We start from the raw sequence: 26,145 nt of genomic DNA, 5'->3' as shown, positions 1-26,145 counted from the left end.
ACCGCCTCGTGCACCGGAACCGGCGGGTGATCCACCCGTCGGGCCGTCAGGCGTCTCCCGTGCCATCGCGCCCGGCCCTGGATGCTCCGGGCTGCGGCGTGGACACCAACCGCTGGCTCGCGCGGGCCGGACGGCCGTTCATCGTCTCCACCGCGACCTCGCGGCTGGCGACGAGATGGAAATCGCCGAACAGATGGTCCAGCCAGTCGGTGGTGTGGTGTCGGCACACCGCCCCGTCGTCGGTCTCGAAGATCCCGTAGGTGCCGTACTTGGCTGCGAATCGTTCGTACCGGGAACGGTTACGGTGATCCTCCTGCAGGCACAGGTCACTGACGTAGATGAGCCCGCCCGGCCGTAGCACCCGACGCAGCTCCGTCACCAGCTCCCGCTGTCCGGCGTCGTCGGGTATGCACGTCAACACCGCGAACAGCAGCACCAGGTCGACGCTGTCCGCCTGGTGATCGAGCTGCGGAGGATTGGTGAGAACCGTGAATCGCGCGCCGGGCTGCTCCTTCTTGGCCCGGCTGACGAGACGGGGCGCGACATCCACCCCCTCGACATTCTCGAAGCCCTGCTGCACGAGCAGCCCTGCCAGCCGGCCGTAACCGCACCCGTAGTCGAGAACGCGTGCCCGCCGATCGATGCCGTCCAGCCACGAAAGTGCGACCGGGTGGCCGAAAGTCTTCGCGGCACCCTTGGAGTTCCAATACCCCGCCTGGTTGTTGAGATCCGTCATCCGAGGAGTATCGGCGCAATCGGAGGAGGGCGGCGTCGGGCGGCGGGGCGGCGTCGCCCGTTACGGCACTAGGCTCGGGCGCATGACGATCGACGGCTTCGCCGCACCCCCCGCCCTGGTGGAGCACGCCCGCCGATTCCGGGCCGAGGGCGCCGTGCCGGCCGTGCCCCGGGTCGCCGCCACCGTGCTGCTGCTCCGGCCGTCCGGCGACGGATTCGAGGTCTACATGATCCGCCGGGTGGCGGCGATGACGTTCGGCGGCATGTACGCCTTTCCCGGCGGCGGGGTGGACCGCTCCGACTCGGAGGCGCACCTCGGCTGGGCCGGCCCGGAGCCGGCGGTCTGGGGGGAGCGGCTCCGGCTCGATCCGGCCGCTGCGCAGGCGGTGGTGTGCGCCGCCGCCCGCGAGGTCTTCGAGGAGGCGGGTGTGCTGCTCGCCGGGCCGGACCCGGACAACGTGGTCGGCGACGTGAGCGGCGACGACTGGGAGGCAGCCCGGCAGGATCTGGAGGGACGGCGGGTCGGCTTCGCGGACCTGCTGGCCGGGTGCGGCCTGACGCTCCGGTCCGACCTGCTGCTGCCGTGGAGCCGCTGGATCACTCCGGAGTTCGAGCCGCGCCGCTTCGACACGTACTTCTTCGTCGCCCTGCTGCCCGAGGGGCAGCGGACCCGGGACGTGTCCGGCGAGGCCGACCACACGCTGTGGCTGCGCCCGGCGGACGCGCTGACCCGGGCGGAGGCCGGCGAGCTGACCATGCTGCCGCCGACCATGGCCACGCTCGCCGAGGTCGTCGCCGCGGGCGACCTCGACGGCGTGGCCCGCGCCGCCGCGGAGCGCGATCCGGGTACGCCGATCCTCCCGTACATCGAGGGACTGGACGGCGCCGAGCCCAGCTTCCGCCTCAGCCGAAGCGGCCGGTGATGTAGTCCTCGGTCTTCTTCTGGCTCGGGTTGCTGAAGATCTTCTGGGTGTTGTCGTACTCGATCAGGCGGCCCGGGTCGCCGGTCTTCTCGATCGAGAAGAAGGCGGTCCGGTCCGACACCCGCGCGGCCTGCTGCATGTTGTGCGTGACGATGATGATGGTGAACTTGTCCTTGAGCTGGAACATCAGGTCCTCGATGGCCAGCGTGGAGATCGGGTCCAGCGCCGAGCAGGGCTCGTCCATCAGCACGACCTGCGGCTCGACAGCGATGGTGCGGGCGATGCAGAGCCGCTGCTGCTGACCGCCGGACAGGCCCGCGCCGGGCTTGGCGAGGCGGTCCTTCACCTCGTCCCACAGGTTCGCCGAGCGGAGCGCCCGTTCGGCCGCCTCCTCCAGGATCGACTTGCGCCGTACGCCGTTGAGCCGCAGGCCCGCCACCACGTTCTCGAAGATGCTCATGGTGGGGAACGGGTTCGGCCGCTGGAAGACCATGCCGATCATCCGGCGGACCGCGGTGACGTCCACGTCGCGGTCGTAGATGTCCTGGTCGTCGATGGTGAGGTTGCCCTCGACCCGGGCGCCGGGCAGTACCTCGTGCATCCGGTTGATCGACCGCAGGAAGGTGGACTTGCCGCAGCCGGACGGGCCGATCAGGGCGGTGACCGTCTTCGGCTCGACGGTCAGGTTGATGTTCTCGATCGCCTTGAACCCGCCGTAGTAGGCGGTCACGTTCGTGGCTTCGATGCGCTTGGCCATGGTGGCGGTACCTCCGGGGTTCATCGGCCGAGCCGGTTGCGACGGGACAGCAGCTTCGCCGCCACGGTGAGGACGAGGACGAGGGCGACCAGGGTCAGCGCCGCGGTCCACGCCCGTGCCGGCGAGTACCTCGACGCCTCACCGGCCTGCTGGTAGACGAAGAGGGCCAGCGACGACTGGTTGTTCTCGAACGGGTTGAAGTTGATCGCCGCGCCGCCGCCGGCGACGAGCAGCACCGGCGCCGTCTCACCGGCGGCCCGCGCGATGGCGAGCATGATGCCGGTGACGATGCCGGGCAGCGCGGTCGGCAGCACGACCCGCAGGATGGTCTTCCACTTCGGTACGCCCAGGGCGTACGCGCCCTCGCGCAGCGGCGCCGGCACCAGCCGGAGCATCTCCTCGGTGGAACGGACCACAGTGGGCAGCATGAGCACGCTCAGTGCCAGCGCGGCGGCGAAGCCGGAGAAGCCCGGCCGTCCGTCGTTGAACCACGGCGAGACGATCAGCACCCAGAATGCCAGCACGAACAGGCCGGTGACGATCGACGGGATGCCGGTCATCACGTCCACGAAGAAGCGGATGGTGAACGCGAACCGGCCCCGGCCGTACTCGACGATGTAGATCGCGCAGAGTACGCCCAGCGGCACCGTGATCAGCGTGGCGATGCCGACCTGCTGCAACGTGCCGACGATCGCGTGGTACGCGCCGCCGTTGGCGTCCCGCGACCCGATGTTGTTCATCGAGGTGCCGAAGAAGTTCGCGTCCAGTCGCTCGGAGCCCTTGCTGACAAGCGTCCAGACCACCGACGCCAGCGGCAGCACCGCCAGCACGAACGCCGAGTGGATCAGCGCGCTCCAGGTGCGGTTGCGGGCCGACCGGCGGCCCTCCACCGCGTTCGCCGCGACGAACAGGCCGGCCAGGTAGAGCAGCGCGCCGACCACCACGACCAGGACCGGGCCGCCGATGCCGGCGCCGTACACGATGCCCGTCGCGAGCAGCAGCGCCGCGACGGCGACGGCCGGAGCAGCGTACGCGGGAAGACGCTTCGCCCGCAGCGTGGCCGGCTGGGCCGGCGGGCGCGGGCGGCGGGGGGTGAGGGTGGTGGTCATGCGGCCGACTCCGTGAACTCGCGCCGCCGGTAGATGATCGCCCGCGCGGTGATGTTGACGATCAACGTGATCGCGAACAGCACCAGGCCGGAGGCGATCAGCGCGCCCCGGCCGGTGTCGTTCGCCTCGGCGAACCGGTTGGCGATGTTCGCGGCGATCGAGTTGCCGCCGCTGGCCAGGATGTTGAACGAGATGGCGTACGTGGATCCGAGCGTGAGCGCCAGCGCGATGGTCTCGCCCAGCGCCCGGCCCAGGCCCAGCATCACCGCGGCGATGACGCCCGGACGGCCGTACGGCAGGACCGCGGTGCGGATCATCTCCCAGCGGGTGGCGCCGAGCGCGAGCGCCGCCTCCTCGTTCGCGGTCGGGGTCTGCCGGAACACCTCGCGGGACAGCGAGGTGACGATCGGCAGCACCATGATGGCGAGCACCACCGAGCCGAGCAGGATCGAGTTGCCGTACGGGCCGTCGCCGAAGATCGGGATCCAGCCGAAGTACCTGTTCAGCCACGCGGACACGTCGGCGACCGGCTGGGCGAAGTAGTCCCGCCCCCAGAGGCCGAAGACCACGCTCGGCACGGCTGCGAGCAGGTCGATCAGGAAGCCCAGGGCGTTGCCGAGCCGCCGGGGCGCGTAGTGCGACAGGTAGAGGGCGATGCCCAGCGCGACCGGCACCGCCATGAGCAGCGCCAGCAGCGAGCTCAGGACGGTGCCGAAGGCGAGCGCGCCGATGCCGAACTGCGGCGGGTTGTCGTTCGGGAACCAGCCCTCGAACGTCCAGAACGACTCGGTGTTCGCCCGCAGCGCGGGGACGGCCTTGGCGACCAGGAAGATCGCGATGGCCGCGATGACCACCAGGACGGTGGTGCCGGCGGCCAGGGTCAGGCCGCGGAACGCCCGTTCCGCGCCGAAGGCGCGGGCCCGGGGGAGGGCGCCGCCGCCGCCGAGGCCGCCGTCGGGGCGGCCCGGGTTACCGGGGCGCTCGGCCACACGCGCCGAGGCACCGGCGGGTCCCTCGTGGCTCGTGGCCACGGGAGTCCCGCCGGTGCCGGCGTGGGCCGAGCGCTGAGGGGTGTCACCCATCTGCTCGCTCGCTTCGTGTTGAGGAGGTGTCGGCCGGAGCGTCAGGAGAGGCTCTGGACCGCGGCCTCGACCTTGGTGCGGACGGTCTCGGGCAGCGGCGCGTAGCCGAGCTCGACCAGCTCCTTCTGCCCCTCGGCGCTGGCGGCGTGGCCGAGCAGGCCCTTGACCAGCGGCAGCTTGTCGGCGGCGAGGCCCTTGCTGCAGACGATCTCGTAGGTCGCCAGGACGATCGGGTACGCCCCGGCCTCCTTGGTGTTGTAGTCGATCGACATCTTCAGGTCGTTGCCCTGACCCTCGAACTTGGCGCCGGCGATGGTCTTGCCGGCCGAGTCGCCGGTCAGCTCGACGAACTCGCCGTTGCCGTTCTTGATCTTCGCCATCTTCAGGTCGGAGTTCTCGGCGTACGACCACTCGACGTAGCTGATGGTGCCGTCGGTGCTCTTGACCTTGCTGGCCACACCGTCGGACTTGGCCGCGCCGACGCCGCCCGGGGCCTTCCACGCCTTGGAGTTGCCGAGCGTCCAGTCCGCCTCGGCGGTCTTGGAGAGGTACTTGGTGAAGTTGTCGGTGGTGCCCGACTCGTCCGAGCGGTGCACCGCCTGGATCGCGGTCGACGGCAGCTTGGCGTCCGGGTTGTCGGCCTTGATGGCCGCGTCGTCCCACTTGGTCACCTTGCCGGCGAAGATCTTCGCCAGGGTGGCCGGGCTGAACTGGAGGTTGTCCGCGCCGCTGACGTTGTAGACCACGGCGACCGGGCCGATCACCATCGGCAGGTTGAGCGCCTGGCCGCCGACGCACTTGGCGTCGGCCTGCGGCTGCTCCTCCGGCTTGAGGGGGGAGTCCGAACCGGCGAAGTCGGCGGTGCCGGCGATGAAGGCCTGGATGCCGGCGCCCGAGCCGCTCGGCTCGTAGTTGATCGTGGTGCCGGCGCACTTCTGCTGGTACGCCTTGATCCACTCGGCCATGGCGTTCTTCTGGGCCGAGGAGCCCTGCGCGTTCAGCGTGCCCTTCGCGCAGTCCACCGCGGCGGTGGAACCGGAGGCGCTGGCAGGCTCGTTGTTGTCCGAGCCGCAGGCGCTGAGACCGAGAACCGCGGTAAGAGCGAGACAGGCGATGGCGCCGTGCCGCTGGAGCTTCACTTCAGGGGTTTCCCTTCACGTCTTTGGTCAGGTCGCCCGGAGTGCCGGGGGCCGGCGCTGACCGGCTGACACGAAAGGTAGGAGGGCCAGGTGGACGGTTCGCCGGACGTAAGTGAACGCGCGGTGAACACGTTCAGCCGACGAGATGGCCGCACGCTGAGGAAGGGTTGTCCATTTCGTGAACTAGCAGCCCGGTATCGCCTTTGTGGCGGCTTTCCGGGGCCGGAGAGCGCTCAGCCCAGCTGGTAGTTGACGTGCGCGGACCAGCGCGCGAAGCCGAGGCGCTCGTAGAGCGCGACAGCGGCGGTGTTGCTCTCGTCCACGTAGAGCATCACCCGGTCCAGCCCGCGCTCGTCGCGCAGGTGGGTCAGGCCGGCGGCGGTGAGCACCCGACCCAGCCCGCCCCGGTGCGCGGACGGGTCGACGCCGAGCACGTACACCTCGCCGATGCGGGCCGAGCCCGGCTGCTCGTGCACCTTGGTCCAGTGGAAGCCGAGCAGCCGTCCGGTGGCGGAGTCGACGGCGAGCAGGAATCCGGCGGGGTCGAACCACGGCTCGGCGATGCGGACGCGCAGGTCGTCGAGCGTCCACCTGCCCTGCTCGGGGTGCTGGGCGAAGGCCGCGTTGTTCACCGCCAGCCAGGTCTCGTCGTCCTCGCCGGGACGGAACGCGCGCAGCGTCACGCCGTCCGGCACCACCGGCGGCGGCAACTCGGCGGTCAGCGGGCGGCGCATCTGCCAGAGCACGCGCGCCCGGGAGAAGCCCAGGTCGACAGCGAGCGCGGCGGCCGACGGGTGGTCGCCGTGCGCCCAGGCGCGCAGCGGTCCGGACGCGGCATCCACCACGCCGAGGGCAAGCGCCCGGCCGGAACCCCGCCGCCGGTACGCCGGGTGCACGACCATCTCCACGCCGACACCCTCGGCCGGGGCGGTGGTGTCGAGGTGCGCGTACCCGGAGAGGGTGCCGTCGGTGGTCCGGGCGGTGAGGTGCACGGCGGGCGCCTCGGGGTCGCGCAGCCGCAGCAGCACGTGCTCGTCGAGCGGGTCGGCGCCGTCGGCGTCCCCGGCGGCGCGGGCCAGCGCCAGCACCTCGGCGACCTCGTCCGGCGTCAGGCGGTCCGCCCGTCCGATCCGGTCGGCCGCGGTCGTCGGCTCGGTGCTGCTCATCTGAGTCACGGTAGCGGCAGGCGGGCCGGGGTTCGCGCCGGACGACGACCGGGATCGGTGGCGCTCGTCACGGGTTGCCGACGGGCAGCGGCTCCAGTTCGAACCGGCTCACCATCTCGGGCAGGAGTTGCTGCAACGCCGTGACGGTGCCGGAGCGGTCCCCGCCCGCGTCGTGCATGAGCACGATCGCGCCCGGGCCCATCTGCGTGCGGATGGTCGCCTCGATCGCTCCGGGTCCCGGTGCCTTCCAGTCCGACGGGTCCACGCTCCAGTGCACCGGGGTGAGGCCCAGGTCGGCGCAGGCCGCCATGACCGAGGGCGTCCAGGCCCCGCCCGGCTGGCGGTAGTACGTGATCCGCGCGTCGGGCGCGGCGGCCAGGATCGCGTCGTTGGTGCGCAGCAGGTCGGCCCGGATCGTCGCCGGGGAACGCTTGCCCAGGTTGACGTCGTGCTTCCAGGAGTGGTTGCACAGGGTGTGGCCCTCGGCCACTATCGACCGGACCAGATCCGGGTGGGTCTCGACGTTCTCGCCGACGACACAAAAGGTCGCCCGTACGCCGTACTGGGCCAGCAGCGCGAGCACCTGCGGGGTCCAGCGGGGATCGGGGCCGTCGTCGAAGGTCAGCGCCACCCGGGCGGAGCCGGTGGCGAGCATGGCGCCGTACGGGCCGTCGCCGTCCGGTGGAACGGGTGCGGCGTCCGGCTCGGTGTCGGGGCTGGGCCGAGGGCCGGCCGTGCCGCCCGGGAAGTCGGTGCTCGGTGGCTGGTCGCCGTAGCGCGGCCCGGTGAGCGACGTGGCGACTCCGGCGGCCGACGGATGCGGGTCCGGCACCAGGCTGCGGCCCAGCGCGAACGCCGAGCCGAGCAGGCCGGCCAGGACGACGGTCACGAGCCCGGCGGCGCGCAGCGTCGAGCCCCGCATCAGCGGCACCGGCCGTTCGTCGCCCCCGTGTTCACCGCACGCACCGTCGCCCCCTTAGCCCGACAATTCCGGCAGTCAGGATATGGCTGACTGATCGGGCAAAAAGGGCATACGCGAAAAGTGCCCTCTAGCGGGGTGGCGCGTGGGCGGTCAGACCGGCAGCGGGGCGGGCTCCGACTCCGGCAGCGAGCGCGACGGCGGGACGACGAACTTGTAGCCCACCTGGCGGACGGTGCCGATCATCGACTCGTACTCCGAGCCGAGCTTGGCGCGCAGCCGCCGCACGTGCACGTCTACCGTCCGGGTGCCGCCGAAGTAGTCGTAACCCCAGACCTCGCGCAGCAGCTGGTCCCGGGTGAACACCCGCCCCGGGTGCTGGGCCAGGAACTTCAACAGCTCGAACTCCTTGTACGTGAGGTCGAGCGGCCGGCCCTTCAGCTTGGCGGCGTACGTGTCCGGGTCGATGTTCAGCTCGCCGGCCCGGATCGAGCCGCCGGCGCCGGCGGTGGCGTTGCTGAGCCGGCCGACAGCGAGCCGCAGCCGGGCCTCCACCTCGGCCGGCCCGGCGCCGGCCAGGATCACGTCGTCGACGCCCCAGTCCGCGTTGAGCGCGATCAGCCCCGCCTCGGTGACGACAGCGACGAGCGGCACGCCGAGCCCGGTGGCGTGCAGCATCCGGCAGGTGGCCCGCGCCTCGCTCAGCTCGGAGCGGGCATCCACCAGGACGGCGTCCGGCGTGGGGCCGGAGACCAGCGTGCGGACGTCACGGGGTGCGGTGCGAACCGAGTGCGGCAGCAGGTCGAGCGCCGGCAACACCGCCGACGGCTCACCGGCCCGCGCAGTCACGAGCAGCAGGAGCTCCACGATCACCTCCGTCCCGGCGGCCCTTCGGCCGCGCGCGACCAGCGACACGCCCGGGTGGGGGCGGCACTGTGAACTTGCGTGGGTCCCGGCGTCGTCGACGGGCGGGTAACGGCCTGAGCGTAACCGATGGACCGGGCGTCACCTTCGCGCGATTTACCGTTTGCCCTTTCTGCCCTCGATCGCGGTGCAGGTTTTAACGTCGCCGAAACCGGGACCTCCGCCGAGCCGCCCGGGTCTGGCACGATCGGGGCGTGTTTCCCTCCACCTCGCGCGACACCGGCCGTGACCCGTGGACCGACGAGCCGCCTACCGGCGCGTCCGCCCCCGCTCGTGGCTATCCGCCCGCCCCGCGCACCGGTCCCGCTCAGGAGGAGGGCGACCGGCCGGAACGCAAGGGCCCACGCCGGCTGCGCAAGGGCGGGCCCAGCCGGCGTCCCGACGACGAGTCCGACGAGGAGCCCGAGGAGGAGGTGCCGCCGGTCCCGGTCCGCCGCCCGTTGGCGCTCACCGTCGCCGGCTTCGCCGCGCTGCTCGGCGTCGGCCTGGTGCTCGGCGCGCAGACCTCCGGTCCGGGGCACCGGCTGCCGTTCGCCGCGATCATCTTCGGCGTCCAGCTGCTGTTCGTCCTGGCCTGGACGATGGCCATGCGACCGCCCGCGCTGCTCGTCGTCGCGCTTGTCAGCGCCGCGACGGCGGCGATCGCCGACGTCTCCGCCGTGCAGTCGGACATCGCCGGCCTGGCCCCGCTCGGCTACGCCGCGGCCGCCGGGCTCCTGCTCGCCGTGCTGGGGCAGCTCGTGCGGCGGGTGGACCGGGTCCGGGTGACCGACTCGCTCGGCGGCACCCTGCTCATCGTGGTGGGCGTGGTCGCCTTCGCCACGCTCATCGTGCTCAGCCGGATCCCCAAGGGCACCCAGGCGATCACGGTCTGCCTCACCGCCGCCGGTGTGGCGTTGCTCGTCGCCCGGCTCACCGACGCGATCGCGCCGTGGCCGCGGCTTGCCCCGCAGGTGCCACGCGGCGCGGCCGGCGTGGTCGTCGGCGCCATGCTCGGCACGCTCACCAGCGCCGTGCTCGGCAGCTACCTGGTCGGTTTCACCCCGACCAGCGCCGCCCTGGTCGGGGTGGTCAGCGCGGCCACCGCCGTTCTGGCCGACCTCGCCGTCGGGTACGCCGAGGCGGGCCGGCTGATGGCCGGTGAGCCGCCGACGATGTGGGTGGCCCGGCACATGCAGGGACCGCTGGGCGGGTTCGCGCTGGCTGCGCCCGCCGCGTACGCCATGTGCGTGCTGTTCCTCTGACGCGGTTGGGGAAGATTCGCCTCGGGTAAGTACGGTTGCGCCGCGAGGCGCGGTGACGGCGGCGAGGACGGGAGGCGGCGTGGCAGAGGCGTATCCGGCGGAGGGCCGACCCCGGCGACGGGGCCGGAAGGTGCTGATCGGCTTCATCGTCCTGCTGCTGGTGCTGGCCGGACTGCTCGTCGTCGCCGACCGGGTCGCCGCCGGAGTGGCCGAGCGGGCCATCGCCGACCAGGTCCGGCAGGAGATCGCCAAGCAGGACGCGCAGTCCGCCGCGCCGCAGGTCGAGGTGGGTGGCTTCCCGTTCCTCACCCAGGTGCTCGACGGCCGGTACGAGCGCATCTCGATCCAGCTCACCGACGTGCGCGGTGACGTGCAGGGCGACGCCGTCGAGGTGCCGAAGCTCGACGTGGACGCGCGCAACGTTACCGCCTCGCTGGACACGCTGCGCTCCGGCCGGGGCGACGTGGTGGCCGAGAGCGTGGACGGGCGGGGCACCGTCACCTACGAGAGCCTGGCCAAGCTGCTGGACCGTCCCGGGCTGACGCTGGGCGAGCGCAACGGCAAGCTCGCCGTCACCGCCCCGGTGGACATCCTCGGCATCAAGCTCACCGTCAACGGCACCGCCGACGTCACGGTGGCCGGCAACAAGGTGGCGCTGCGCTTCAACGACCTCAGCGCCGACGGCCTGCCGAACGTGCCGCTGGCGCGGGCCGCGCTGACCCGGTACGCCCAGGGCATCTCGATCGACGTGCCGCTGCCGGAGCTGCCGTTCCAGCTCAACCTGCGCAAGGTGGAGCCGACGCCGGAGGGCTTGGTCGTGACCGCGGACGCGGCGAACGTGCCCATCAACTCCGCCGGCTGAAAGCCGCACGCGGCCGGCCCGGGGAGCGGGCCGGCCGTCCCGGATGCTGGTCGGCCTGGTGGCAGCTGTTGCCCGGGCTGGTAACCTCCCTGCCCATGGGGACCCTCCTCACCAAACGGCGCGCGGTCGACCTGTGCCGCGTGGCCACCTGCCTGTGTCGCCCCGTCATCTGACGGCGGGGCTGTCTCCGGCCGCCTGAACGGCGGCCACCCAGGGTCCACGAACCTTCCCCGGTTCCCCCTCCTCAACGCCCGGCAGCGGCGCCGTCGCACGTACCCGTGATCCGTTCCTAGCTCAGGGTCCGCGTGTGGTGCGACAACCATCGGCATCGATCTCCACGCGCAGACTCACCAAACCATCCTCACCAGGGAGTGATCTGATGAGTCGCGACACCGCACTCGTCTCGGCCGAGTGGGCCGAGAAGAACCTCGGCGCCCCGGGCGTCGTCTTCGTCGAGGTCGACGAGGACACCTCGGCCTACGACAGCGGGCACATCGCCGGCGCCGTCAAGCTCGACTGGCGTACCGACCTGCAGGACCAGGTCCGCCGGGACTTCGTCAACAAGAGCCAGTTCGAGGCGCTGCTGTCCGACCGGGGCATCGCCAACGACGACACCGTGATCCTGTACGGCGGCAACAACAACTGGTTCGCCGCGTACGCGTACTGGTACTTCAAGCTCTACGGCCACGGCGACGTCAAGCTGCTCGACGGCGGCCGCAAGAAGTGGGAGCTGGACGCCCGTCCGCTCGTCACCGACACGGTGGAGCGGCCGAAGACGCAGTACGTCGCGCAGGAGCCGGACACCTCGATCCGCGCGTTCCGCGATGAGGTGGTCGCCGCGATCGGCACCAAGAACCTGGTCGACGTGCGCAGCCCCGACGAGTTCGCGGGCCGGCTGCTCGCCCCCGCCCACCTGCCGCAGGAGCAGGCGCAGCGGGCCGGCCACATCCCGACCGCGATCAGCGTCCCGTGGTCCAAGGCGGCCAACGAGGACGGCACGTTCAAGTCCGACGACGAGCTGCGCAAGATCTACGCCGACGCCGGGCTGGACGACAGCAAGGAGACGATCGCGTACTGCCGGATCGGCGAGCGCTCCTCGCACAGCTGGTTCGTGCTCCAGGAGCTGCTCGGGCACCGCAACGTGAAGAACTACGACGGTTCCTGGACCGAGTACGGCTCGCTCGTCGGCGTGCCGGTGGCGCTCGGCGACGAGCCGGGGGAGGCCTGATGACCGCCGCTTCCGCCGCCTCGACGGCTGCCGCCGGCTGCGCCGCGCCGGACCAGTCCGCCCCCCTCCCGGCGAGCCTGGACCTGGAGAAGGAGACCGTCATCACCGGCCGCGTGCTGGCCGAGTCCGGTGAGGTCGTGCCGGGCGCGTACGTGCGCCTGCTCGACTCGACCGGCGAGTTCACCGCCGAGGTGGTGACGTCGCCGGCCGGGCAGTTCCGGTTCTTCGCCGCGCCGGGCTCGTGGACGCTGCGCGCGTTGTCCCGCCACGGCAACGGCGACACCGCCGTGGCCGCGGCCCGCGGGATCAACGAGGTGACCGTCTCGGTCGCCGCCTGACCCACGCTGGAGATCGTGGCCCGCCGCCCTCCCGGGTGGCGGGCCACGAGCCGTTGCGGGGCAGGTGGCCGAGGTGCGGCCGGGCACCTCGCGGACGCGTGACACCATGGCCGGGTGACTGCCGTCGAGACGGGCTACGCCCCGCCCACCCCGCCCGGCCGGCCCGGCCCCGGTGGCCGACGCGGGCTGCGCCGGCTGGTGGCCGCCACTGTGGCGTGGGCCGTGCTGCTCGCCGGCCTGACCTGGTGGTCGGTGCGTACCGACCCGCCGACGGTCAAGGAGCAGCGTTCGCTGGACCAGGCCGGCCCGGTGGTGGACCGGGCGATCGGCGAGCTGACCGCCGCCGTCGGCGTCGCGGGCGTACCGGCGCTCCTGCCGGACCGGCTCGAGCGTGGCTGCCGGATCACGCCCATGGACGACGGCGTGACGCTGGAGCGCGGCGTGGAGGTGGCGGTCGGCGGCGGCGACGTACGCGAGGTGCTGCGCGGCATCGCCGACCGGTTGCCGGCGGGCTGGCGGGCCGGCGTGTCGACGCTCGACGGCGAGCCGCTGCTGCGCGCCGACGCGGGCGAGTTCGTCGCGGTCGAGGGCCGGGCCGGTGGTCCGGGCCGGGTGCTGCTCACCGCCGCGACCGGCTGCCGCCCGACGGGCTCCGGCTACCGGGCCCCGTCCGCCGACGCCGCCGCCGAGTCGGCGGTGCTGGCGTCGGCGCTGGGCCGGTGGGGTGGCGCGACCGGGCCGGTGCGGGTGCTCGCCGCGCCCTGCCCTGGTGGCGGGACCGTCCGCACGGCCCGGGCCGAGGCGACCGTGCCGGCCGATCAGCCGCTGGCCGCCGCGTTCGGCGCCGGCGCCGCCCCGGTGGTGGACTCGGCCGACGCGTACGCCCGCCCGGGCGACCCGGCGGTGCTGGCGCAGCGGGCCGGCGAGCGGGTCCGGGTCGCGGCGACCACGCCCTGCCCTGCCTGACGTCAACCGCCGGGCAGGGTGAGCGCCGGTGGTGACGGCTGTTCGGAGTGCGGCTCCCGGCTGCGGCCCAGCGCGTCCACCCGGCCCCAGCGGCCCGGGATGTCCAGCAGTTCCACCCGGCCCATCCCGGGCGGCACCGCCGGGTCGATGATCAGGTGCTCGCCCTGCGGTTCCAGGCCCAGGATCACCCGGAGCAGCAGCAGCGGGGTGCCGGCGGACCATGCCTGCGGGCTGCACGCGGTGGGGTACTCCACCGGGTAGTCGGTGAGGCCGCGCTCGTAGCCGGCGAACACCTCGGGCAGTCGCCCGTCGAAGTAGTGCGACGCGCTGAGCAGGGCGTCGCAGATCCGGCCGGCCTCCTGCCGGAAGCCGTACCGCCACAGGCCCCAGGCGATGATCGAGTTGTCGAACGGCCACACCGTGCCGACGTGGTAGCCGACCGGGTTGTATCGGCCCTGGTCGTCGGCGAGCGTGCGGACGCCCCACCCGGAGAACAGGCGCGGGCCGAGCAGGTGGGCGGCGACGGCCGGGGCCCGTGACTCGTCGACGATGCCGCTCCACAGCAGGTGGCCGATGTTGGACGTGAGCGCGTCCACCTGGCGGCCCCGCGGGTCGAGCGCCAGCGCGTAGTACTCCCGGTCCGGGATCCAGAAGTCACGGTTGAACCGTTCCTTCAGCGCCGCCGCCTCGTGTTCCAGCCGGTCGGCGTACGTCGGGTCGTTCCAGTAGGTGCGGGCCAGCCGGGCGCCGCGCAGTTTCGCGTCGTACGCGTACCCCTGAAGTTCGCACGTGGCCCGGGGGAACTCGGGCATCTGCCCGTCGGCGTAGGAGATCGCGTCCGGAGAGTCCTTCCAGCACTGGTTCGGCAGGCCGGTCTCGGGGTTGCGGGACATGTACCAGACGTAGCCGGTGCCGAGCAGGTCGCCGTACGTGTCCAGCCAGGTCAGCGCCGCCCGCGTCTCGTGCTCCAGCTTGCGCACGAGGTCGGCGTCCCCGGTCCACCGCTCGTACTCGTCGAGCAGGATCACGAACAGCGCCGTGGTGTCGGCCGCCCCGTAGTACGGCGAGTGCGGCTGCTCCTCGAAGCCGGCGGTCTCGCCGTAGCGCAGCTCGTGCAGGATCTTGCCGGGCTCCTCGTCCCGGAAGTCGTCGACCCGGCTGCCCTGAAGGCCGGCGAGCATGACGATGGTGGGCTTGACCATCTCGGGCAGGAACGGCAGCACCTGCAGCGAGGTGAAGATGCTGTCCCGGCCGAACAGCGTCATGAACCAGGGCAGGCCGGCGGCGAGCAGCCGGACGCCGAGCGTGATCGACTCGTACCGGAGGGCGGCGAGGTCGTTGAGGCTGCGCCGGTACGCCCCGGCCAGCGGCTCGCAGTCGCAGCCGAGCTTCGGCGCGCGACTGATCAGGGCGCTCTGTTCCGTTTCGATGTCGGCCGCCGTGCGTTGGCCGCCCAGCGGCAGGATGGCGCGGATGTCCTCGCCCCGCGCGCCGTAGATGACCGTGTCGATGTGCAGCCGGGTGGTCCACTCGCCGTGCGGGCCGACCCGGATCCGGAACGTCATCCCGCTCTCGTCGACCTCGGCCGGCGCGCTGCTGGTCACCAGCGTCTCGCGGTGGAACGCCTGCCGGCGGTAGGTCAGCCGCAGCGCGTTCGTCTCCACCGTCGGCGTGGTGCGGCCCTTCTTGTCCCGCTGGTGCTTGATCTCGAACAGGTCGGCGAAGTCGGAGCCGATCTCCAGCCGGAGGTGGAACTCCATCTCCTGCTCGGAGTGGTTGAGCAGGGTCAGTTCCTCGTCCAGGCTGCCGCCGATCGCGCGGCTGCGGATCACCGAGACCTTCGCGTCCAGGTAGTGCGTCGGCTCGCCGGGGACCAGGAAGTACCGCGTCTTGTACGACAGCGAGTCGTCGATGGAGAGGGCGTGCAGGGGTTGCCCGTCGAGGGTGAGGATCCAGGTGGAGAGGAACCGGGTGTCGAAGGAGAACAGCCCGGTGGGGAAGTCGTACGACGGCCGGATGTTGCCGCGATCGTCGCTGACCAGGAACGTGTTGCCGTCGAGGATGCTGACCCGGTCCTTCACGCCAGCCGCCGGACGTGTTCACGGGCGGCGTCGCGCGGATCCCGCACGTCGGGCCGGGCCGGCAGGAACCGGCGGAACGCCAGGAACAGCACGACGTGCCCGCTGAACGTGGCCTCGTTGCGCAGCACCGCGGCCATGCCGGCCTCCCGGCCGGTGACCAGCTTCTCGAACAGTTCGGTGGAGAGGGTGAGCACGCCGTCGGCCGGCCGTTGCTCCTCCCGGCTCACCTGGGCCGATCCGGGGGCCAGCGTCACGTACCAGTGTTCGGTGCGGTTGCCGTCGGCCAGGTCGATCTGGAGCGTGCCGCCGATCGGGCTGTTCAGCACTGACGCGGCGCGCGCCGGCAACGACGCGAAGAACTGTTGGATCGCCTCACTCACGTTCACATAGTAGGCGCAATCCGGACATGTCGGGTCAGGATCGGCTCACCGGTCAGAGTGGACGAACCGAGTGGGTCGCTCAGTAGACGAGCGCCTGCGCGCCCTCGGCCATCGCTTCCTCGACGAACACCGCGGCGCCCGCGATGCGCACTCCGGGGATGACATCGTCCGGGCCGATGTCCCGCCGCGCCGCGCACTGGGTGCAGGCGGTCACCCGGCCCGTGGTCAGGACCACGTGCAGCAGCTCGCCCAGCGGCGCGGAGTGCGGCAGCTCGAACGTCTCCGCCCGCCCGGGGAGCGCGAACCAGGTGGATTCACCGGTGAGCCAGAGCGACACGTCCACCCCGGCCGCGGCTGCGGTCGAGGCGACTGTGAACGCCTGGGCGCAGCGTTCCGGGGAGTCCGCGCCGGCGGTGGCCTTGACGACGAGAGTGCGCGCCATGCCGCCAGCATAGGATGGTCCGGATGGTTACCGAGATCGGGTTCGTCAGCCTGCTGGTCGCCGGCTTGGGCGCGCTCGCCGGTGGCCTGGTCTATGTCGCAGTGCGAATCGCTAGAGGTAAATGGTGAGCGCGAGGAGTGAGCCGGTTTTGCGAGCCCCGCAGTCGCGAACGAAGGTGGCGCTGTGAATAGTGAGAATCCGCTTCAGCCGCCGTGGTTGAACGCGCCGCCGGTCGAGGAGTACCCGTACGAGGAGAGCCACGACTTGCGCGTCGGCCCGAAGCTGCACCCGAGCCTGGACGGCCTGCTGCCGTACATCGGGGTGTGGCGTGGCCGGGGCCGGGGTGGGTTCCCGACGATCGAGGACTTCGACTACGCGCAGGAGATCCGGATCAGCCACGACGGCCGGCCGTTCCTGTTCTACGAGTCGCGGGCGTGGATCCTGGACGAGCAGAGCCGCCCGGTGCGTCCCGCCGGCCGTGAGGTGGGCTGGTGGCGTCCGGTGCTCGACGGTGAGCGGGTGACCGACGAGCTGGAGGCGCTGATGACCACGCCGACCGGTGTGATGGAGCTGCACATCGGCAAGCGCAAGGGCACGCAGATCGAGTTCGCCACCGACGCCGTCGTGCGTACCGCCACGGCGAAGGAGGTCACCGCCGGTGCCCGGCTGTTCGGCATCGTCGAGGGCGCCCTGCTGTACGCCCAGGAGATGGCCGCGGTGGGCCAGCCCCTGAGCCCCCACCTCTCCGCCCGCCTGACCCGGGTAGCCGGCTGACCGCCCCCCGCCTCCTTGTTCTCGTCGATCATGAAGTTGGCGGCGACGAACCGGGCACCCGGCGCCGCCAACCTCATGGTCAACGGGGTGGGGGGAAGTTCAGGAGGGCCTGGATGCGGGGGGTCAGGGGGGAACTCGGACGGGGGGTTCCGTTCAGGGCCGTGACCTCGGCTCCGCCGCGGAGGGAGCTGGTCAGCCAGATCGCCTCGGCGTCGTGCAGGTCCGCCACGGTGGGCAGGTGTTCGGCGGGGGTGAGGCCCAGCTCCGCCGCCCGTTCCAGCAGGTGGTTCGCGGTCACGCCGGGCAGGATTCCGGTCGCCGCCGCCGGCACCGTGCAGAGCGTCCCGTCGCGCAGCCACACCACGTTGGCGGTGGGCCCCTCCAGCACGTAGCCGTCCGTCGAGACCCAGAGCACGTCGTCCACGCCGGTCCGCTGCGCCCACCGCCGGGCGGCGGTGCTCAGCGCGTACGAGGTGGACTTCACACCGCTGGGCAGCCACCCCAGCTCGGGGCGGGACCGGGCGGCCACCCCGAGCGGCAGCGTGGCCACGGTCACCCCGTCGCGCCGGGCCAGCCGGGCGGACGCGGGCACCTCGCCGAGCGTCGCGTACACCGTGGGCGGCCCACCGCCCTCCGGCCCTCGTGTGCAGATCAGCCGCAGCGCGCCCTCGGTCCGGGCGGGCCAGCCGGCGCAGACCGTGTTCAGCAGCTCGACGAGCGCGGCGTCCGGCGGCAGCGGCAGGTCGATCGCCGCCGCACCGGCCCGCAACCGGGTCAGGTGGGCCTCGCGCAGCCAGGGACGGCCGTCACGCAGGTGCAGGGTCTCGAACAGGCCGTCGCCGTGCAGGACGCCCCGGTCGTCGCCGCGCAGCACCGGCTCACCCGCCGGTACGAGCCCTCGGCCGAGCACCGCCACCCGTGTCGTACCCACTGGCGCAGCGTAGTGGCGTACCCCGGCGGCGGACCGCGTGGTGCGGCGGCCGAACTATGATCGAAGGGTGTCCGAATCCTCCCTCGCGGAAATGCTCCGCTCGCGCGGGCTGCGGCTGACGGCGCAGCGGCAGCTGGTGCTCCAGGCCGTCCTCGACCTGGGGCACGCCACCCCGGAGCAGGTGCACACGGCGGTGCGCGAGGTGGCGGCCGGCGTCAACATCACCACCATCTACCGCACGCTCGAGCTGCTCGAACGGCTCGGCCTGGTGACGCACACGCACCTGTCGCACGGCTCGCCGACCTACCACGCGGCCGGCGAGCACCAGCACGTGCACCTGGTGTGCCGGGAGTGCGGGGCGATCGACGAGATCTCACCCGAGATGCTCCGCCCGCTCGCCGACCAGCTGGCCGAACAGCGGGGGTTCACAGTCGACATCGGGCATGTCGCGCTCTTCGGGGTCTGCGGCCGCTGCGCACAGAACGGGGAACGCACATGATCGACATCGCGGGCGCGGTGACCACCGACGCCATCGACGACCAGACCCGGGACCAGCCGGAACCGGCCCACCGGGCGGCGGGCGTCGGCCCGGTGGCCGCCCACTACGGCGACCCGATGCGCGAGCAACGGCTCCTGGCCACCGGCGTGGGCCTGGTGGACCGCTCGCACCGGGGCGTGATCGCGGTACCCGGCGAGGAGCGGATCAGCTGGCTGCACACCCTCACCAGCCAGCACCTGGCCGCGCTGGCGCCGTGGCAGGGCACCGAGCTGCTGGTGCTCTCCCCGCACGGGCACGTCGAGCAGCACGCGATGGTCGCCGACGACGGCGAGACCACCTGGCTGGACACCGAGCCGGGAATGACCGAGGGCCTGCTGTCGTACCTGGAGAAGATGCGGTTCTTCAGCAAGGTCGACCCGCGCGACGCCACCGCCGAGTTCGCGCTGCTGTCGCTGGTCGGGCCGGAGACGCCCGGCGCGCTCGACACGCTCGGCGTCACCGGGCTGGCCGCCCCCGACGTGGCAGCGGTGCCGGGTCCGAAGTTCCGTTCCGGTGAGCTGCCCGCGCGGCCCTCGGTGGTGTACGACGTCAAGCCGCTGCCGGCCGGCGGATGGGCGCGGCGGGTGGCGCTCGGCGTCGACCTGCTGGTGCCCCGCGCGGCCATGGACGGGGTGGTGGCGGAGCTGCGGGGCGCCGGAGTGCCGGTGGCGGGGCTGTGGGCGTACGAGGCGATCCGGGTGGCTGCCAAGCGGGCCCGGGCCGGGGTGGACACCGACCACCGGACGATCCCGGCCGAGGTGGACCTGATCGCCCCGGCCGTGCACCTGGACAAGGGTTGCTACCGGGGGCAGGAGACGGTGGCCCGGGTGCACAACCTGGGCAAACCCCCTCGCCGGCTGGTCCTGCTGCACCTCGACGGCGTGGCGAGCGACCAGCCGCCGGTGGCCGGTACGCCGGTGACGCTCGACGGGCGGACCGTCGGCTTCGTGGGCACCGCCGTGCAGCACTTCGAGCTGGGTCAGGTGGCGCTGGCCGTGCTGAAGCGCAACACGCCCGACGACGCGCGTCTGCTGGTGGGCGAGAGCGCCGCCGCCATTGACGTGTAAGGAAGGGCCCCCTATTAACGCCTCCGGTAGAGGAAGGGTCCCTTCTTAACGCCGCTCGCACCGGAAATCCTCCGGTCGACCCGGCGTCGGGCGCCGTCTAGGATCCGGGCATGACGACAGGGACGTTGATCACGGTTGCCCCCACCGGCGCGGAGTCGGCGAAGGCGGAGGTGCCGGCGCTGCCGGTGACGCTCGACGAGCTGCTGCTGACCGCCAAGGAGTGCGAGGCGCTCGGCGCCGCCGTGATCCACGTCCACATCCGCGACGACGACGCGCGGCCCACGCTCGACCAGGGGCGGCTGCGCGACACGGTGGCGGCGCTGCGGGAGAGCACCGACCTGATCGTGCAGCTCTCCTCCGGCGGCGCGGTGACCGACCCGGAGTCGGCCCGGCTGGCGGTGCTCGACGCCGCGCCCGACATGGCCTCCTGCACCATGGGCACTGTCAACTTCGGCGACGACGTGTTCCTCAACCGGTGGGAGTTCATCGTCGACCTGCACACCCGGATGCAGGAGCGGGGGGTCGTCCCCGAGTACGAGATCTTCGACCTGGGTCACCTCACCGCGTTGCAGCGGCTGCTCGGCAAGTACGGCCTGCCGCACGGCGGGCACGTACACGTCGACTTCGTGATGGGCGTACCGGGTGGCATGCCCGGCACCACGGCGACCCTGGTCGCGGCCCAGCAGATGCTGCGTGACCTGCCCGAGGGCACCACGTTCTCGGCCACCGGAATCGGGCGCAGCACCATCCCGGTGATGCTGGCCTCGCTGTCGACCGGCGGTCACCTGCGTGTCGGCATGGAGGACACGGTCACGTACGCCAAGGGACGCCCGGTGGAGTCCAACATGCAGCTCGTCGCGCGGGCGGTGGGCTTCGCCCAGCTCGCCCAGCGCCCCCCGCTGACCACCGCCGAGGCCCGTACGCTGCTCGGCGTCCCGGCTACCGCCCGGTAAGCGGCGCACCCGGCTCCGACCCCGTACCGCCCCGGTCGACGTCGCAGGTCACCCCGCCGCCGACCGGGCCCGTCCCCTCGGTACCGTCCATACCGTGGGAAAAACGTACGAGGGCGGCGTGCCGCTCGCCGAGGTGGTCCGGTCCGGCTTCGTGGAGGGCGTCCACCGGGGTTCCGTGGTGGTGCTCGACGCCGCCGGTGAGCCGGTCGCCGGGGCCGGCGACGTCACCTCGCCGATCTTTCCCCGCTCGTCGAACAAGCCGATGCAGGCGGTCGGGATGCTCCGGGCCGGGTTGCCGCTGACCGACCCGGCCGACATCGCGCTGGTCGCGGCCAGCCACGCGGGCGAGGAGTTCCACGTCGAGCGGGTCACCGCGCTGCTGCGGGACGCCGGCCTGACCGAGGAGGCGTTGCACTGCCCGCCGGACCTGCCGTTCGGTGAGGCCGCCCGGGAGGCGGTGCTGCGGGCCGGCGGCGGTCTGGCACGGGTGCTGATGAACTGCTCCGGCAAGCACGCCGGCATGGTGCGCACGTGCCTGGCCGCGGGCTGGCCGTTGGACGGCTACTGGCGGCCCGAGCACCCGCTCCAGCAGTGCCTGACCGCCACGATCGAGGAGGTCACCGGTGAGCGGGCGGCGGCGGTCGGGGTGGACGGCTGCGGCGCGCCGGTGCTGGCCGTCTCGCTGACCGGGTTGGCGCGGGCGTTCCTGCGGCTGGTCGACGCCGAGCCCGGCACCGTCGAGCGGACCGTGGCGGACGCGATGCGCACGTACCCGGAGTTGGTCGGCGGCACCCAGGCGGAGGACACCCGGCTGATGCGGGGCGTACCCGGTCTGCTGGCCAAGATCGGCGCGGAGGGTGTGATCGCGGCGGCGATCCCGGAGGTCGGCGCCGTCGCCTTGAAGATCGACGACGGCGCGGCCAGGGCTCGCATGCCGGTGCTGGCGTCGGCCCTGACCCGCCTGGACGTGCGCGCCCCCATCCTCACCGAGTACGCCGAGCCACCCCTGCTGGGCGGCGGCCTCCCGGTAGGCGCCCTCCGCCCGCTGTGGTGACCCCGGCCCCGCCCGCCTCGCCTCGGTGATCTTGCGCTTTCGGCCCTCGGTCTGCCGCTGATGCCCGGTTTGCCGGGGCAGCAAGTGCAAGATCGCGCGAGCCGAGCCGAGCCGAGCCGAGCCGAGCCGAGCCGAGCCGAGCCCGAGGCGAGGCCGGCGGGCGGGCGGGGGATCAGGGGAGGAAGGACTGGAGGGCGGCGTTCGTCTCGGTGGGGCGCTCCAGGGGGAGCAGGTGGGCCGCGTTCGGCACGTCGGGCATGCGTACGCCCTGGGGGGCCTCGTCGGCGATGCGGTCGGCCAGGCGGCGGATGTCGGCCAGGTCGTCGGCGCCGGTGCCGACCAGCACCGGTACGCGCAACTCGCCCAGCCGGTCGATTGCCGGCGGGTCCAGCTCACCCACCTCGATCGCGCTCAGCGCCTGCTCGGCGGCGAGCGCGCGGCGGTCCATCTCCTCGGCGAACCGGATCAGCTCCGGGTCGACGTCCTCCGGGCGGCGGGTCGGGCCGACCACCCAGAACCGCACCTCGCCGGCGGCGGTGGCGGCGAAGTCCTCCGGGTCCACGTCGCCGACCAGTTCCTCCCAGAGCTGCTCGGTCTCCTCGGACCACTCGTTGCCGGAGACCGGGGCGCCGAACAGCGCCAGCGCCGAGACCCGCTCCGGGTGGGCCAGTGCGGTGTCCACCGCGACCCGGCCCCCGAACGAGCAGCCGACGAGCGCGGCCCGCTCGATGCCCAGCGCGTCGAGCAGCCCGATCACGTCGTCGTGGTGGGCGAACGGCGTGGGCGGTAGCTCCGACTCGCCGTAGCCACGCAGGTCCAGCGCGATCACCCGGTGCCGCTGGGCGAGTGCCGGGACCTGCCCGCGCCACATCCGCCGGTCGGCGATGCCGGCGTGCAGCAGCACCACGGCGGTGCCGGTGCCGCTCTCGTCGTACGCGAGCTGGGCGCCGTTGATATCGATCTTGGTCACGGGAGGGAACGGTACGGACCGGACATGCCCCTCCGCAACCCGTCTTCGGTGACCCTGCTAACTCTGGCTAGCGTTTTGCTTGCAGGAGTTAGCGGCCCGAGCTAGCGTTGAGTCATGGCCACCAGCAAGGACCTTCCCGATGTCGGCGGGTTCATTCGCGACCTGCGGCGCAACGCGAAGATCTCGCTGCGTCAGCTCGCCGAGCAGGCGGGCGTCAGCAATCCCTACCTGAGTCAGATCGAGCGCGGGCTGCGCAAGCCGAGTGCCGAGGTGCTCCAGCAGCTCGCCAGCGCGCTTCGGGTCTCCACCCCGGCGATGTACCTGCGTGCCGGGCTGCTGGACGACAAGGAGGGCCAGGGCGTGCTCGCGGCGATCGCCGTCGACCCCGAGCTGACCATGGCCCAGAAGCAGTCGCTCACCCAGATCTACGAGACGTTCCGGCGCGAGAACGCCCGCCTGGCCGAGGCGACCGAGGCGGCCACGACGGCGGACGCGGCCACCACGACCGAGACGGCCACCACGACCGAGACGGCCACCGCGCCGGAGGCCCCGGCGACCGTGGCGGCTGCCGCGACCGGTCCGGTCACGCCGGAGGGCACCCCGACCGAGGCGGTCCTCGAATCGGTAGCCGTCACCGAAGCGGGTGCCGCGCCCGCGCCGACCACCGCCGCCCCTGAGCACACGACCGCCCGCCGGGCGGCCCGGAAGGCCGCCGGTGCGGCCGAGGAGGAACAGTCATGACCACCCAGCCGAAGACCAACCGCATCCCCGCACCCCTCTACGCCGCCGCCGGCGCCGGTGAGCTGGCCCTGGAGCAGCTGCGCAAGCTGCCCACCGTGGTCAGCGGCCTCGGCACCCGGGTCGTGACCGACCTCGGCGGCAAGGCCGTCGTCACCGGCTTCGAGCTGCGCCAGAAGGCCACCGAGACGCTGAAGACCGCCAACCAGACCGCCACCGGGCTGCGTGAGCGCGCCGTCGCCACCGACCTCGACCAGCTCCGCGAGGCCGCCAACCTGGAGAAGCTGCGCGAGGCGGCGAACCTGGAGAAGCTGCGCGAGGCCGCCAACCTGGACAAGCTGCGCGAGGCCGCCACCCGCAACGCCGCCGTCGTGGTGGCCGGGGCACACGCCGCGCAGGAGCGCGCGCTGGCCGCGTACGCCGAGCTGGTCGCCCGCGGTGAGCGCGTCGTCGGCGCCGGCGTGCTGGAGGCCGCCGACACGGTGAACGCCGACATCGCGGCCACCGAGGCCACCGGCGTCGACGTGGCCCCGAAGGCCGACGAGACCCCGAAGACCGCTGCGGCCCCGAAGGTCGACGCGGCCCCGACGGCCGCCGCCGCGACGACCGAGGTGCCCAGCCCGGCCGAGGTGGCCGAGGCGGTGGCCGCCAAGCCGGCCGCGGTGAAGCGGACCCGCGCCACCAAGGCGACCGCGACCAAGGTCGCCGGCAAGACGACCGCCGCCAAGGCCGCGAAGCCGGCCGCCCCGTCGGCGAAGCTGCCGAAGACCACGAAGCGGACCCGCCCGGCCGCCGAATGATCTGATGCTCCACCGGGACCCCGGACAACGTCCTGTCGGACGTTTCCGGGGTCTCGGCATAAGCTTGCTCCCATGGCCACCGCCGCGCCGATCTTCGCGTTCGCAGTCCAAAGCGTGATCCAGCTGATCCTGCTCGTCTTCGCCCTGGTCGTTCAGGGCGTTGCGCTGGTGCACGCGGTCACCCAGCGCGGCGACGGGTTCGCCGCGATCGGCACGCTGCCCAAGGGTGGCTGGATCGCCATCCTGGCGGTCTGCCTGGCGCTCACCCTGCTCGGCTTCGGCCCGATCAGCCTGTTCGGACTGATCGGCATCGCGGCCGGTCTCATCTACCTGCTCGACGTGCGGCCCGGCCTGCGTGACCTGCACGACGGCCGAGGGTCCTGGTGAGAGGTTTCCGCTGGCCTCCGCCGCCGGACGGCGGTCCCCGCACCTGGGGGCCCGGCCCCGGCGCGCCCCGGACCGGGCGGCCCGCGCTGCCCGAGCCGGAGACGGAACTGGTCGCCACCCCGCACGGCGTGAGCCTGGAACGGCTGGTCACCGGCGCCGGTGATCCGGTGACCGTGTTCGCGCACGGGCTGGGCAGCGGCATCGCCACCACCCGCCCGTTCGGCAGCGGCGTCACCGGGCGGCGCGTCTTCTTCCAGTTCCGCGGGCACGGCCGCTCCGACTCCCCGCCCGGGCCGTGGAGCTACCTGGATCTCGCCCGCGACCTGCGCGCCGTCGCCGACCTGAGCGGCGCCACCCGGGCGTTCGGCGCCAGCCTCGGCGCGGGCGCGCTGTGCCGGCTGCTCGCCGAGAGCCCGGAACGCTTCGAGAAACTCGTCTTCTTCCTGCCCGCCGTGCTGGACACGCCGCGCGGCGAGGCGGCCCGCGCCCGGCTCACCGGCCTGCTCGACGCGGTGGCGGACGGCGACGCCTCGGCGCTGGCCGACGCGGTGTCGCTGGAGTTGCCGCCGTCGGTGCGCAACACCCCGGCCGGCTGGGCGTACCTGCGGCAGCGGCTCGACCAGCTGCTGCGCGACGGGCTCGCGCCGGGGCTGGCCGACCTGCCCGCCCAGGCCCCGCTCGACGACGCCGGGTCGCTCGCCGCGGTCACCGCGCCGGCCCTGGTCATCGCCGCCGCCGAGGACGACCTGCATCCGGTCGCCGTCGCCGAACGGCTCGCCGCCGCGCTCCCGAACGCCACCCTGCACGTGTACGACCGCCCCGGCGTGCTCTGGACCGAACGCGCCGACCTGCGGGGGCGCGTCTCGGAGTTCCTGAACGGGTAACGTCGCCCACCATGGGCGTCACACACCACGGCCGTACGCACCGGCTCGACCTCGCCGACCCGACCCTGCGCGAGTGGACCTGCCGGGTGCTGGCGGCCGATCCGGAGCAGGGCATCGTGCTGGACCGGTCCGCGTTCTACCCCGGTGGCGGCGGCCAGCCACCGGATCACGGGGTGCTGCTCTGGCAGGGCGTACAGACCCGGATCGTCGGTACCCGCAAGGGCGACGACCTGTGGCTGATCCCGGCCGAGGGTGACCCGCTGCCGCCGGTCGGCACCGAGGTGGCCGGCGCGGTGGAGGATACCCGCCGGACCATGCTGATGCGTACCCACTCCGGGCTGCACGTGCTCTGCGGCGTGGTGTTCCGCGACTTCGGCGCGCTCGTCACCGGCGGCAACATGGAGCCGGGCGAGGCGCGGATGGACTTCAACCTGCCCGAGGTGCCGCCGGACTTCAAGGCGCGCATCGAGGAACTGGTGAACGCCGAGGTGGCGGCCGACCGGTCGGTCGCGGTGCGGGTGCTGCCGCGCGCCGAGGCGCTCGCGCTGCCGGACATCATCCGTACCCAGTCGAACCTGATCCCGCCGGAGGAGCAGGAGGTGCGGATCGTCGACATCGTCGGGCTGGACGTGCAGGCCGACGGCGGCACGCACGTCGCCTCCACCGCCCAGATCGGCAAGATCCAGGTGGTCAAGGTGGAGAGCAAGGGGCGGGCCAACCGCCGGGTACGCGTACGCCTGGCGGACTGACCCGT

At 72.7% G+C, this 26,145-nt stretch carries 31 protein-coding genes; 18 read left to right on the top strand and 13 right to left on the bottom strand.

What is annotated here, in order from left to right; translation table 11 throughout:
• Window positions 1–46: 46 nt before the first annotated feature.
• Window positions 47–736: a class I SAM-dependent methyltransferase gene (locus ACQP26_RS28050; RefSeq protein WP_433494404.1), complete on the bottom strand. Its 690-nt coding sequence runs from the start codon at window positions 734–736 to the stop codon at window positions 47–49.
• An 82-nt stretch (window positions 737–818) separates the two neighbouring features.
• On the opposite strand from ACQP26_RS28050, the gene ACQP26_RS28045 reads away from it, so the two are divergent.
• Window positions 819–1,658, top strand: coding sequence for an NUDIX hydrolase (locus tag ACQP26_RS28045; RefSeq protein ID WP_269703823.1), 840 nt, complete (start codon window positions 819–821; stop codon window positions 1,656–1,658).
• Here ACQP26_RS28045 and pstB read toward each other — a convergent pair.
• The 7 genes from pstB to ACQP26_RS28010 all read right to left on the bottom strand — a co-directional run bounded on the left by pstB (window position 1,639) and on the right by ACQP26_RS28010 (window position 8,703).
• Window positions 1,639–2,415 (bottom strand): phosphate ABC transporter ATP-binding protein PstB, encoded by a 777-nt coding sequence (gene pstB, locus ACQP26_RS28040; RefSeq protein ID WP_269703824.1) that lies wholly within the window; start codon window positions 2,413–2,415, stop codon window positions 1,639–1,641. The genes ACQP26_RS28045 and pstB overlap by 20 nt on opposite strands.
• A 20-nt stretch (window positions 2,416–2,435) precedes the next feature.
• The gene (gene pstA, locus ACQP26_RS28035; RefSeq protein WP_269703825.1) at window positions 2,436–3,524 is read right to left on the bottom strand and encodes a phosphate ABC transporter permease PstA; all 1,089 of its coding nucleotides are present in this window, start codon (window positions 3,522–3,524) and stop codon (window positions 2,436–2,438) included.
• On the bottom strand, window positions 3,521–4,606 hold the full coding sequence (pstC, locus tag ACQP26_RS28030) for a phosphate ABC transporter permease subunit PstC (RefSeq protein WP_281579648.1): 1,086 nt from the start codon (window positions 4,604–4,606) through the stop codon (window positions 3,521–3,523). The genes pstA and pstC overlap by 4 nt, the downstream gene beginning before the upstream one ends.
• Before the next feature lie 41 nt (window positions 4,607–4,647).
• A complete protein-coding gene (gene pstS / locus ACQP26_RS28025) occupies window positions 4,648–5,745 on the bottom strand; it encodes a phosphate ABC transporter substrate-binding protein PstS (protein WP_269703827.1) in 1,098 nt (365 codons plus the stop codon).
• A 233-nt stretch (window positions 5,746–5,978) separates the two neighbouring features.
• A complete protein-coding gene (mshD, locus tag ACQP26_RS28020; protein ID WP_433494403.1) occupies window positions 5,979–6,911 on the bottom strand; it encodes a mycothiol synthase in 933 nt (310 codons plus the stop codon).
• 67 nt (window positions 6,912–6,978) lie between these two features.
• Window positions 6,979–7,833, bottom strand: coding sequence for a polysaccharide deacetylase family protein (locus ACQP26_RS28015; protein WP_433496212.1), 855 nt, complete (start codon window positions 7,831–7,833; stop codon window positions 6,979–6,981).
• A 150-nt stretch (window positions 7,834–7,983) separates the two neighbouring features.
• Entirely contained in the window at window positions 7,984–8,703 is a 720-nt protein-coding gene (locus tag ACQP26_RS28010) for a winged helix-turn-helix transcriptional regulator (RefSeq protein ID WP_176722767.1), read from the bottom strand.
• A gap of 245 nt (window positions 8,704–8,948) precedes the next feature.
• Here ACQP26_RS28010 and ACQP26_RS28005 point away from each other — a divergent pair, with 245 nt between their 5' ends.
• From ACQP26_RS28005 to ACQP26_RS27980, 6 genes are all read left to right on the top strand, one after another.
• Window positions 8,949–9,998 (top strand): hypothetical protein, encoded by a 1,050-nt coding sequence (locus ACQP26_RS28005; RefSeq protein ID WP_269703829.1) that lies wholly within the window; start codon window positions 8,949–8,951, stop codon window positions 9,996–9,998.
• A 79-nt stretch (window positions 9,999–10,077) separates the two neighbouring features.
• Window positions 10,078–10,860, top strand: coding sequence for an LmeA family phospholipid-binding protein (locus ACQP26_RS28000; RefSeq protein ID WP_433494402.1), 783 nt, complete (start codon window positions 10,078–10,080; stop codon window positions 10,858–10,860).
• Between the two features lie 95 nt (window positions 10,861–10,955).
• A complete protein-coding gene (locus tag ACQP26_RS27995) occupies window positions 10,956–11,033 on the top strand; it encodes an Ms5788A family Cys-rich leader peptide (protein WP_311202345.1) in 78 nt (25 codons plus the stop codon).
• A gap of 206 nt (window positions 11,034–11,239) precedes the next feature.
• Window positions 11,240–12,088 carry a sulfurtransferase gene (locus ACQP26_RS27990; RefSeq protein WP_433494401.1) on the top strand — a complete coding sequence of 283 codons (849 nt, stop codon included), beginning with the start codon at window positions 11,240–11,242 and terminating at the stop codon, window positions 12,086–12,088.
• Window positions 12,088–12,426, top strand: coding sequence for a DUF1416 domain-containing protein (locus tag ACQP26_RS27985; RefSeq protein ID WP_269703832.1), 339 nt, complete (start codon window positions 12,088–12,090; stop codon window positions 12,424–12,426). Before ACQP26_RS27990 ends, ACQP26_RS27985 begins: the two co-directional genes overlap by 1 nt.
• Before the next feature lie 114 nt (window positions 12,427–12,540).
• The gene (locus ACQP26_RS27980; protein ID WP_269703833.1) at window positions 12,541–13,392 is read left to right on the top strand and encodes a hypothetical protein; all 852 of its coding nucleotides are present in this window, start codon (window positions 12,541–12,543) and stop codon (window positions 13,390–13,392) included.
• A gap of 2 nt (window positions 13,393–13,394) precedes the next feature.
• On the opposite strand, the gene ACQP26_RS27975 is transcribed toward ACQP26_RS27980, so the two are convergent.
• From ACQP26_RS27975 to ACQP26_RS27965, 3 genes are all read right to left on the bottom strand, one after another.
• A complete protein-coding gene (locus tag ACQP26_RS27975) occupies window positions 13,395–15,473 on the bottom strand; it encodes an amylo-alpha-1,6-glucosidase (protein WP_281579651.1) in 2,079 nt (692 codons plus the stop codon).
• The gene (locus ACQP26_RS27970; protein WP_269703835.1) at window positions 15,470–15,859 is read right to left on the bottom strand and encodes an SCP2 sterol-binding domain-containing protein; all 390 of its coding nucleotides are present in this window, start codon (window positions 15,857–15,859) and stop codon (window positions 15,470–15,472) included. Before ACQP26_RS27970 ends, ACQP26_RS27975 begins: the two co-directional genes overlap by 4 nt.
• Before the next feature lie 73 nt (window positions 15,860–15,932).
• Window positions 15,933–16,295 (bottom strand): DsrE family protein, encoded by a 363-nt coding sequence (locus tag ACQP26_RS27965; RefSeq protein WP_121686554.1) that lies wholly within the window; start codon window positions 16,293–16,295, stop codon window positions 15,933–15,935.
• Between the two features lie 23 nt (window positions 16,296–16,318).
• Here ACQP26_RS27965 and mtfM point away from each other — a divergent pair, with 23 nt between their 5' ends.
• Both mtfM and ACQP26_RS27955 read left to right on the top strand, forming a co-directional pair.
• Entirely contained in the window at window positions 16,319–16,423 is a 105-nt protein-coding gene (gene mtfM, locus ACQP26_RS27960) for a small membrane protein MtfM (protein ID WP_013288813.1), read from the top strand.
• 55 nt (window positions 16,424–16,478) lie between these two features.
• Window positions 16,479–17,069 (top strand): FABP family protein, encoded by a 591-nt coding sequence (locus ACQP26_RS27955; protein ID WP_026268511.1) that lies wholly within the window; start codon window positions 16,479–16,481, stop codon window positions 17,067–17,069.
• Between the two features lie 79 nt (window positions 17,070–17,148).
• On the opposite strand, the gene ACQP26_RS27950 is transcribed toward ACQP26_RS27955, so the two are convergent.
• Entirely contained in the window at window positions 17,149–18,000 is an 852-nt protein-coding gene (locus tag ACQP26_RS27950; protein WP_433494400.1) for an aminotransferase class IV, read from the bottom strand.
• Between the two features lie 91 nt (window positions 18,001–18,091).
• Here ACQP26_RS27950 and ACQP26_RS27945 point away from each other — a divergent pair, with 91 nt between their 5' ends.
• The 4 genes from ACQP26_RS27945 (at window position 18,092) to ACQP26_RS27930 (ending at window position 21,612) form a co-directional block, all read left to right on the top strand.
• Window positions 18,092–18,499, top strand: a complete 408-nt coding sequence (locus ACQP26_RS27945) for a Fur family transcriptional regulator (protein ID WP_269706987.1) — start codon at window positions 18,092–18,094, stop codon at window positions 18,497–18,499.
• Window positions 18,496–19,605 (top strand): YgfZ/GcvT domain-containing protein, encoded by a 1,110-nt coding sequence (locus ACQP26_RS27940; RefSeq protein WP_433494399.1) that lies wholly within the window; start codon window positions 18,496–18,498, stop codon window positions 19,603–19,605. The genes ACQP26_RS27945 and ACQP26_RS27940 overlap by 4 nt, the downstream gene beginning before the upstream one ends.
• Window positions 19,606–19,715: 110 nt before the next feature.
• Complete coding sequence (locus ACQP26_RS27935) at window positions 19,716–20,558, top strand: 3-keto-5-aminohexanoate cleavage protein (protein WP_433494398.1); 843 nt, start codon at window positions 19,716–19,718, stop codon at window positions 20,556–20,558.
• A 94-nt stretch (window positions 20,559–20,652) separates the two neighbouring features.
• Window positions 20,653–21,612: an asparaginase gene (locus ACQP26_RS27930; protein ID WP_433494397.1), complete on the top strand. Its 960-nt coding sequence runs from the start codon at window positions 20,653–20,655 to the stop codon at window positions 21,610–21,612.
• Between the two features lie 172 nt (window positions 21,613–21,784).
• Here ACQP26_RS27930 and ACQP26_RS27925 read toward each other — a convergent pair whose 3' ends face one another.
• A complete protein-coding gene (locus tag ACQP26_RS27925; protein WP_433494396.1) occupies window positions 21,785–22,582 on the bottom strand; it encodes an alpha/beta fold hydrolase in 798 nt (265 codons plus the stop codon).
• A gap of 114 nt (window positions 22,583–22,696) precedes the next feature.
• Here ACQP26_RS27925 and ACQP26_RS27920 point away from each other — a divergent pair, with 114 nt between their 5' ends.
• The 5 genes from ACQP26_RS27920 (at window position 22,697) to ACQP26_RS27900 (ending at window position 26,140) form a co-directional block, all read left to right on the top strand.
• Window positions 22,697–23,323 carry a helix-turn-helix domain-containing protein gene (locus tag ACQP26_RS27920; RefSeq protein ID WP_433494395.1) on the top strand — a complete coding sequence of 209 codons (627 nt, stop codon included), beginning with the start codon at window positions 22,697–22,699 and terminating at the stop codon, window positions 23,321–23,323.
• The gene (locus ACQP26_RS27915; RefSeq protein ID WP_433494394.1) at window positions 23,320–24,120 is read left to right on the top strand and encodes a hypothetical protein; all 801 of its coding nucleotides are present in this window, start codon (window positions 23,320–23,322) and stop codon (window positions 24,118–24,120) included. The genes ACQP26_RS27920 and ACQP26_RS27915 overlap by 4 nt, the downstream gene beginning before the upstream one ends.
• Before the next feature lie 72 nt (window positions 24,121–24,192).
• Window positions 24,193–24,507 (top strand): DUF2516 family protein, encoded by a 315-nt coding sequence (locus ACQP26_RS27910; protein ID WP_262013214.1) that lies wholly within the window; start codon window positions 24,193–24,195, stop codon window positions 24,505–24,507.
• Window positions 24,504–25,391 (top strand): alpha/beta fold hydrolase, encoded by an 888-nt coding sequence (locus ACQP26_RS27905; protein WP_433494393.1) that lies wholly within the window; start codon window positions 24,504–24,506, stop codon window positions 25,389–25,391. The genes ACQP26_RS27910 and ACQP26_RS27905 overlap by 4 nt, the downstream gene beginning before the upstream one ends.
• Before the next feature lie 11 nt (window positions 25,392–25,402).
• The gene (locus ACQP26_RS27900; protein ID WP_433494392.1) at window positions 25,403–26,140 is read left to right on the top strand and encodes an alanyl-tRNA editing protein; all 738 of its coding nucleotides are present in this window, start codon (window positions 25,403–25,405) and stop codon (window positions 26,138–26,140) included.
• Window positions 26,141–26,145 lie beyond the last annotated feature (5 nt).

It is taken from the genome of Micromonospora sp. CA-248089, from assembly GCF_050948515.1.
In the GTDB taxonomy this organism is placed as follows: domain Bacteria; phylum Actinomycetota; class Actinomycetes; order Mycobacteriales; family Micromonosporaceae; genus Micromonospora.
Note: the sequence above shows the minus strand (reverse complement) of the source record. Positions and strands in the feature narration are given on the sequence as shown.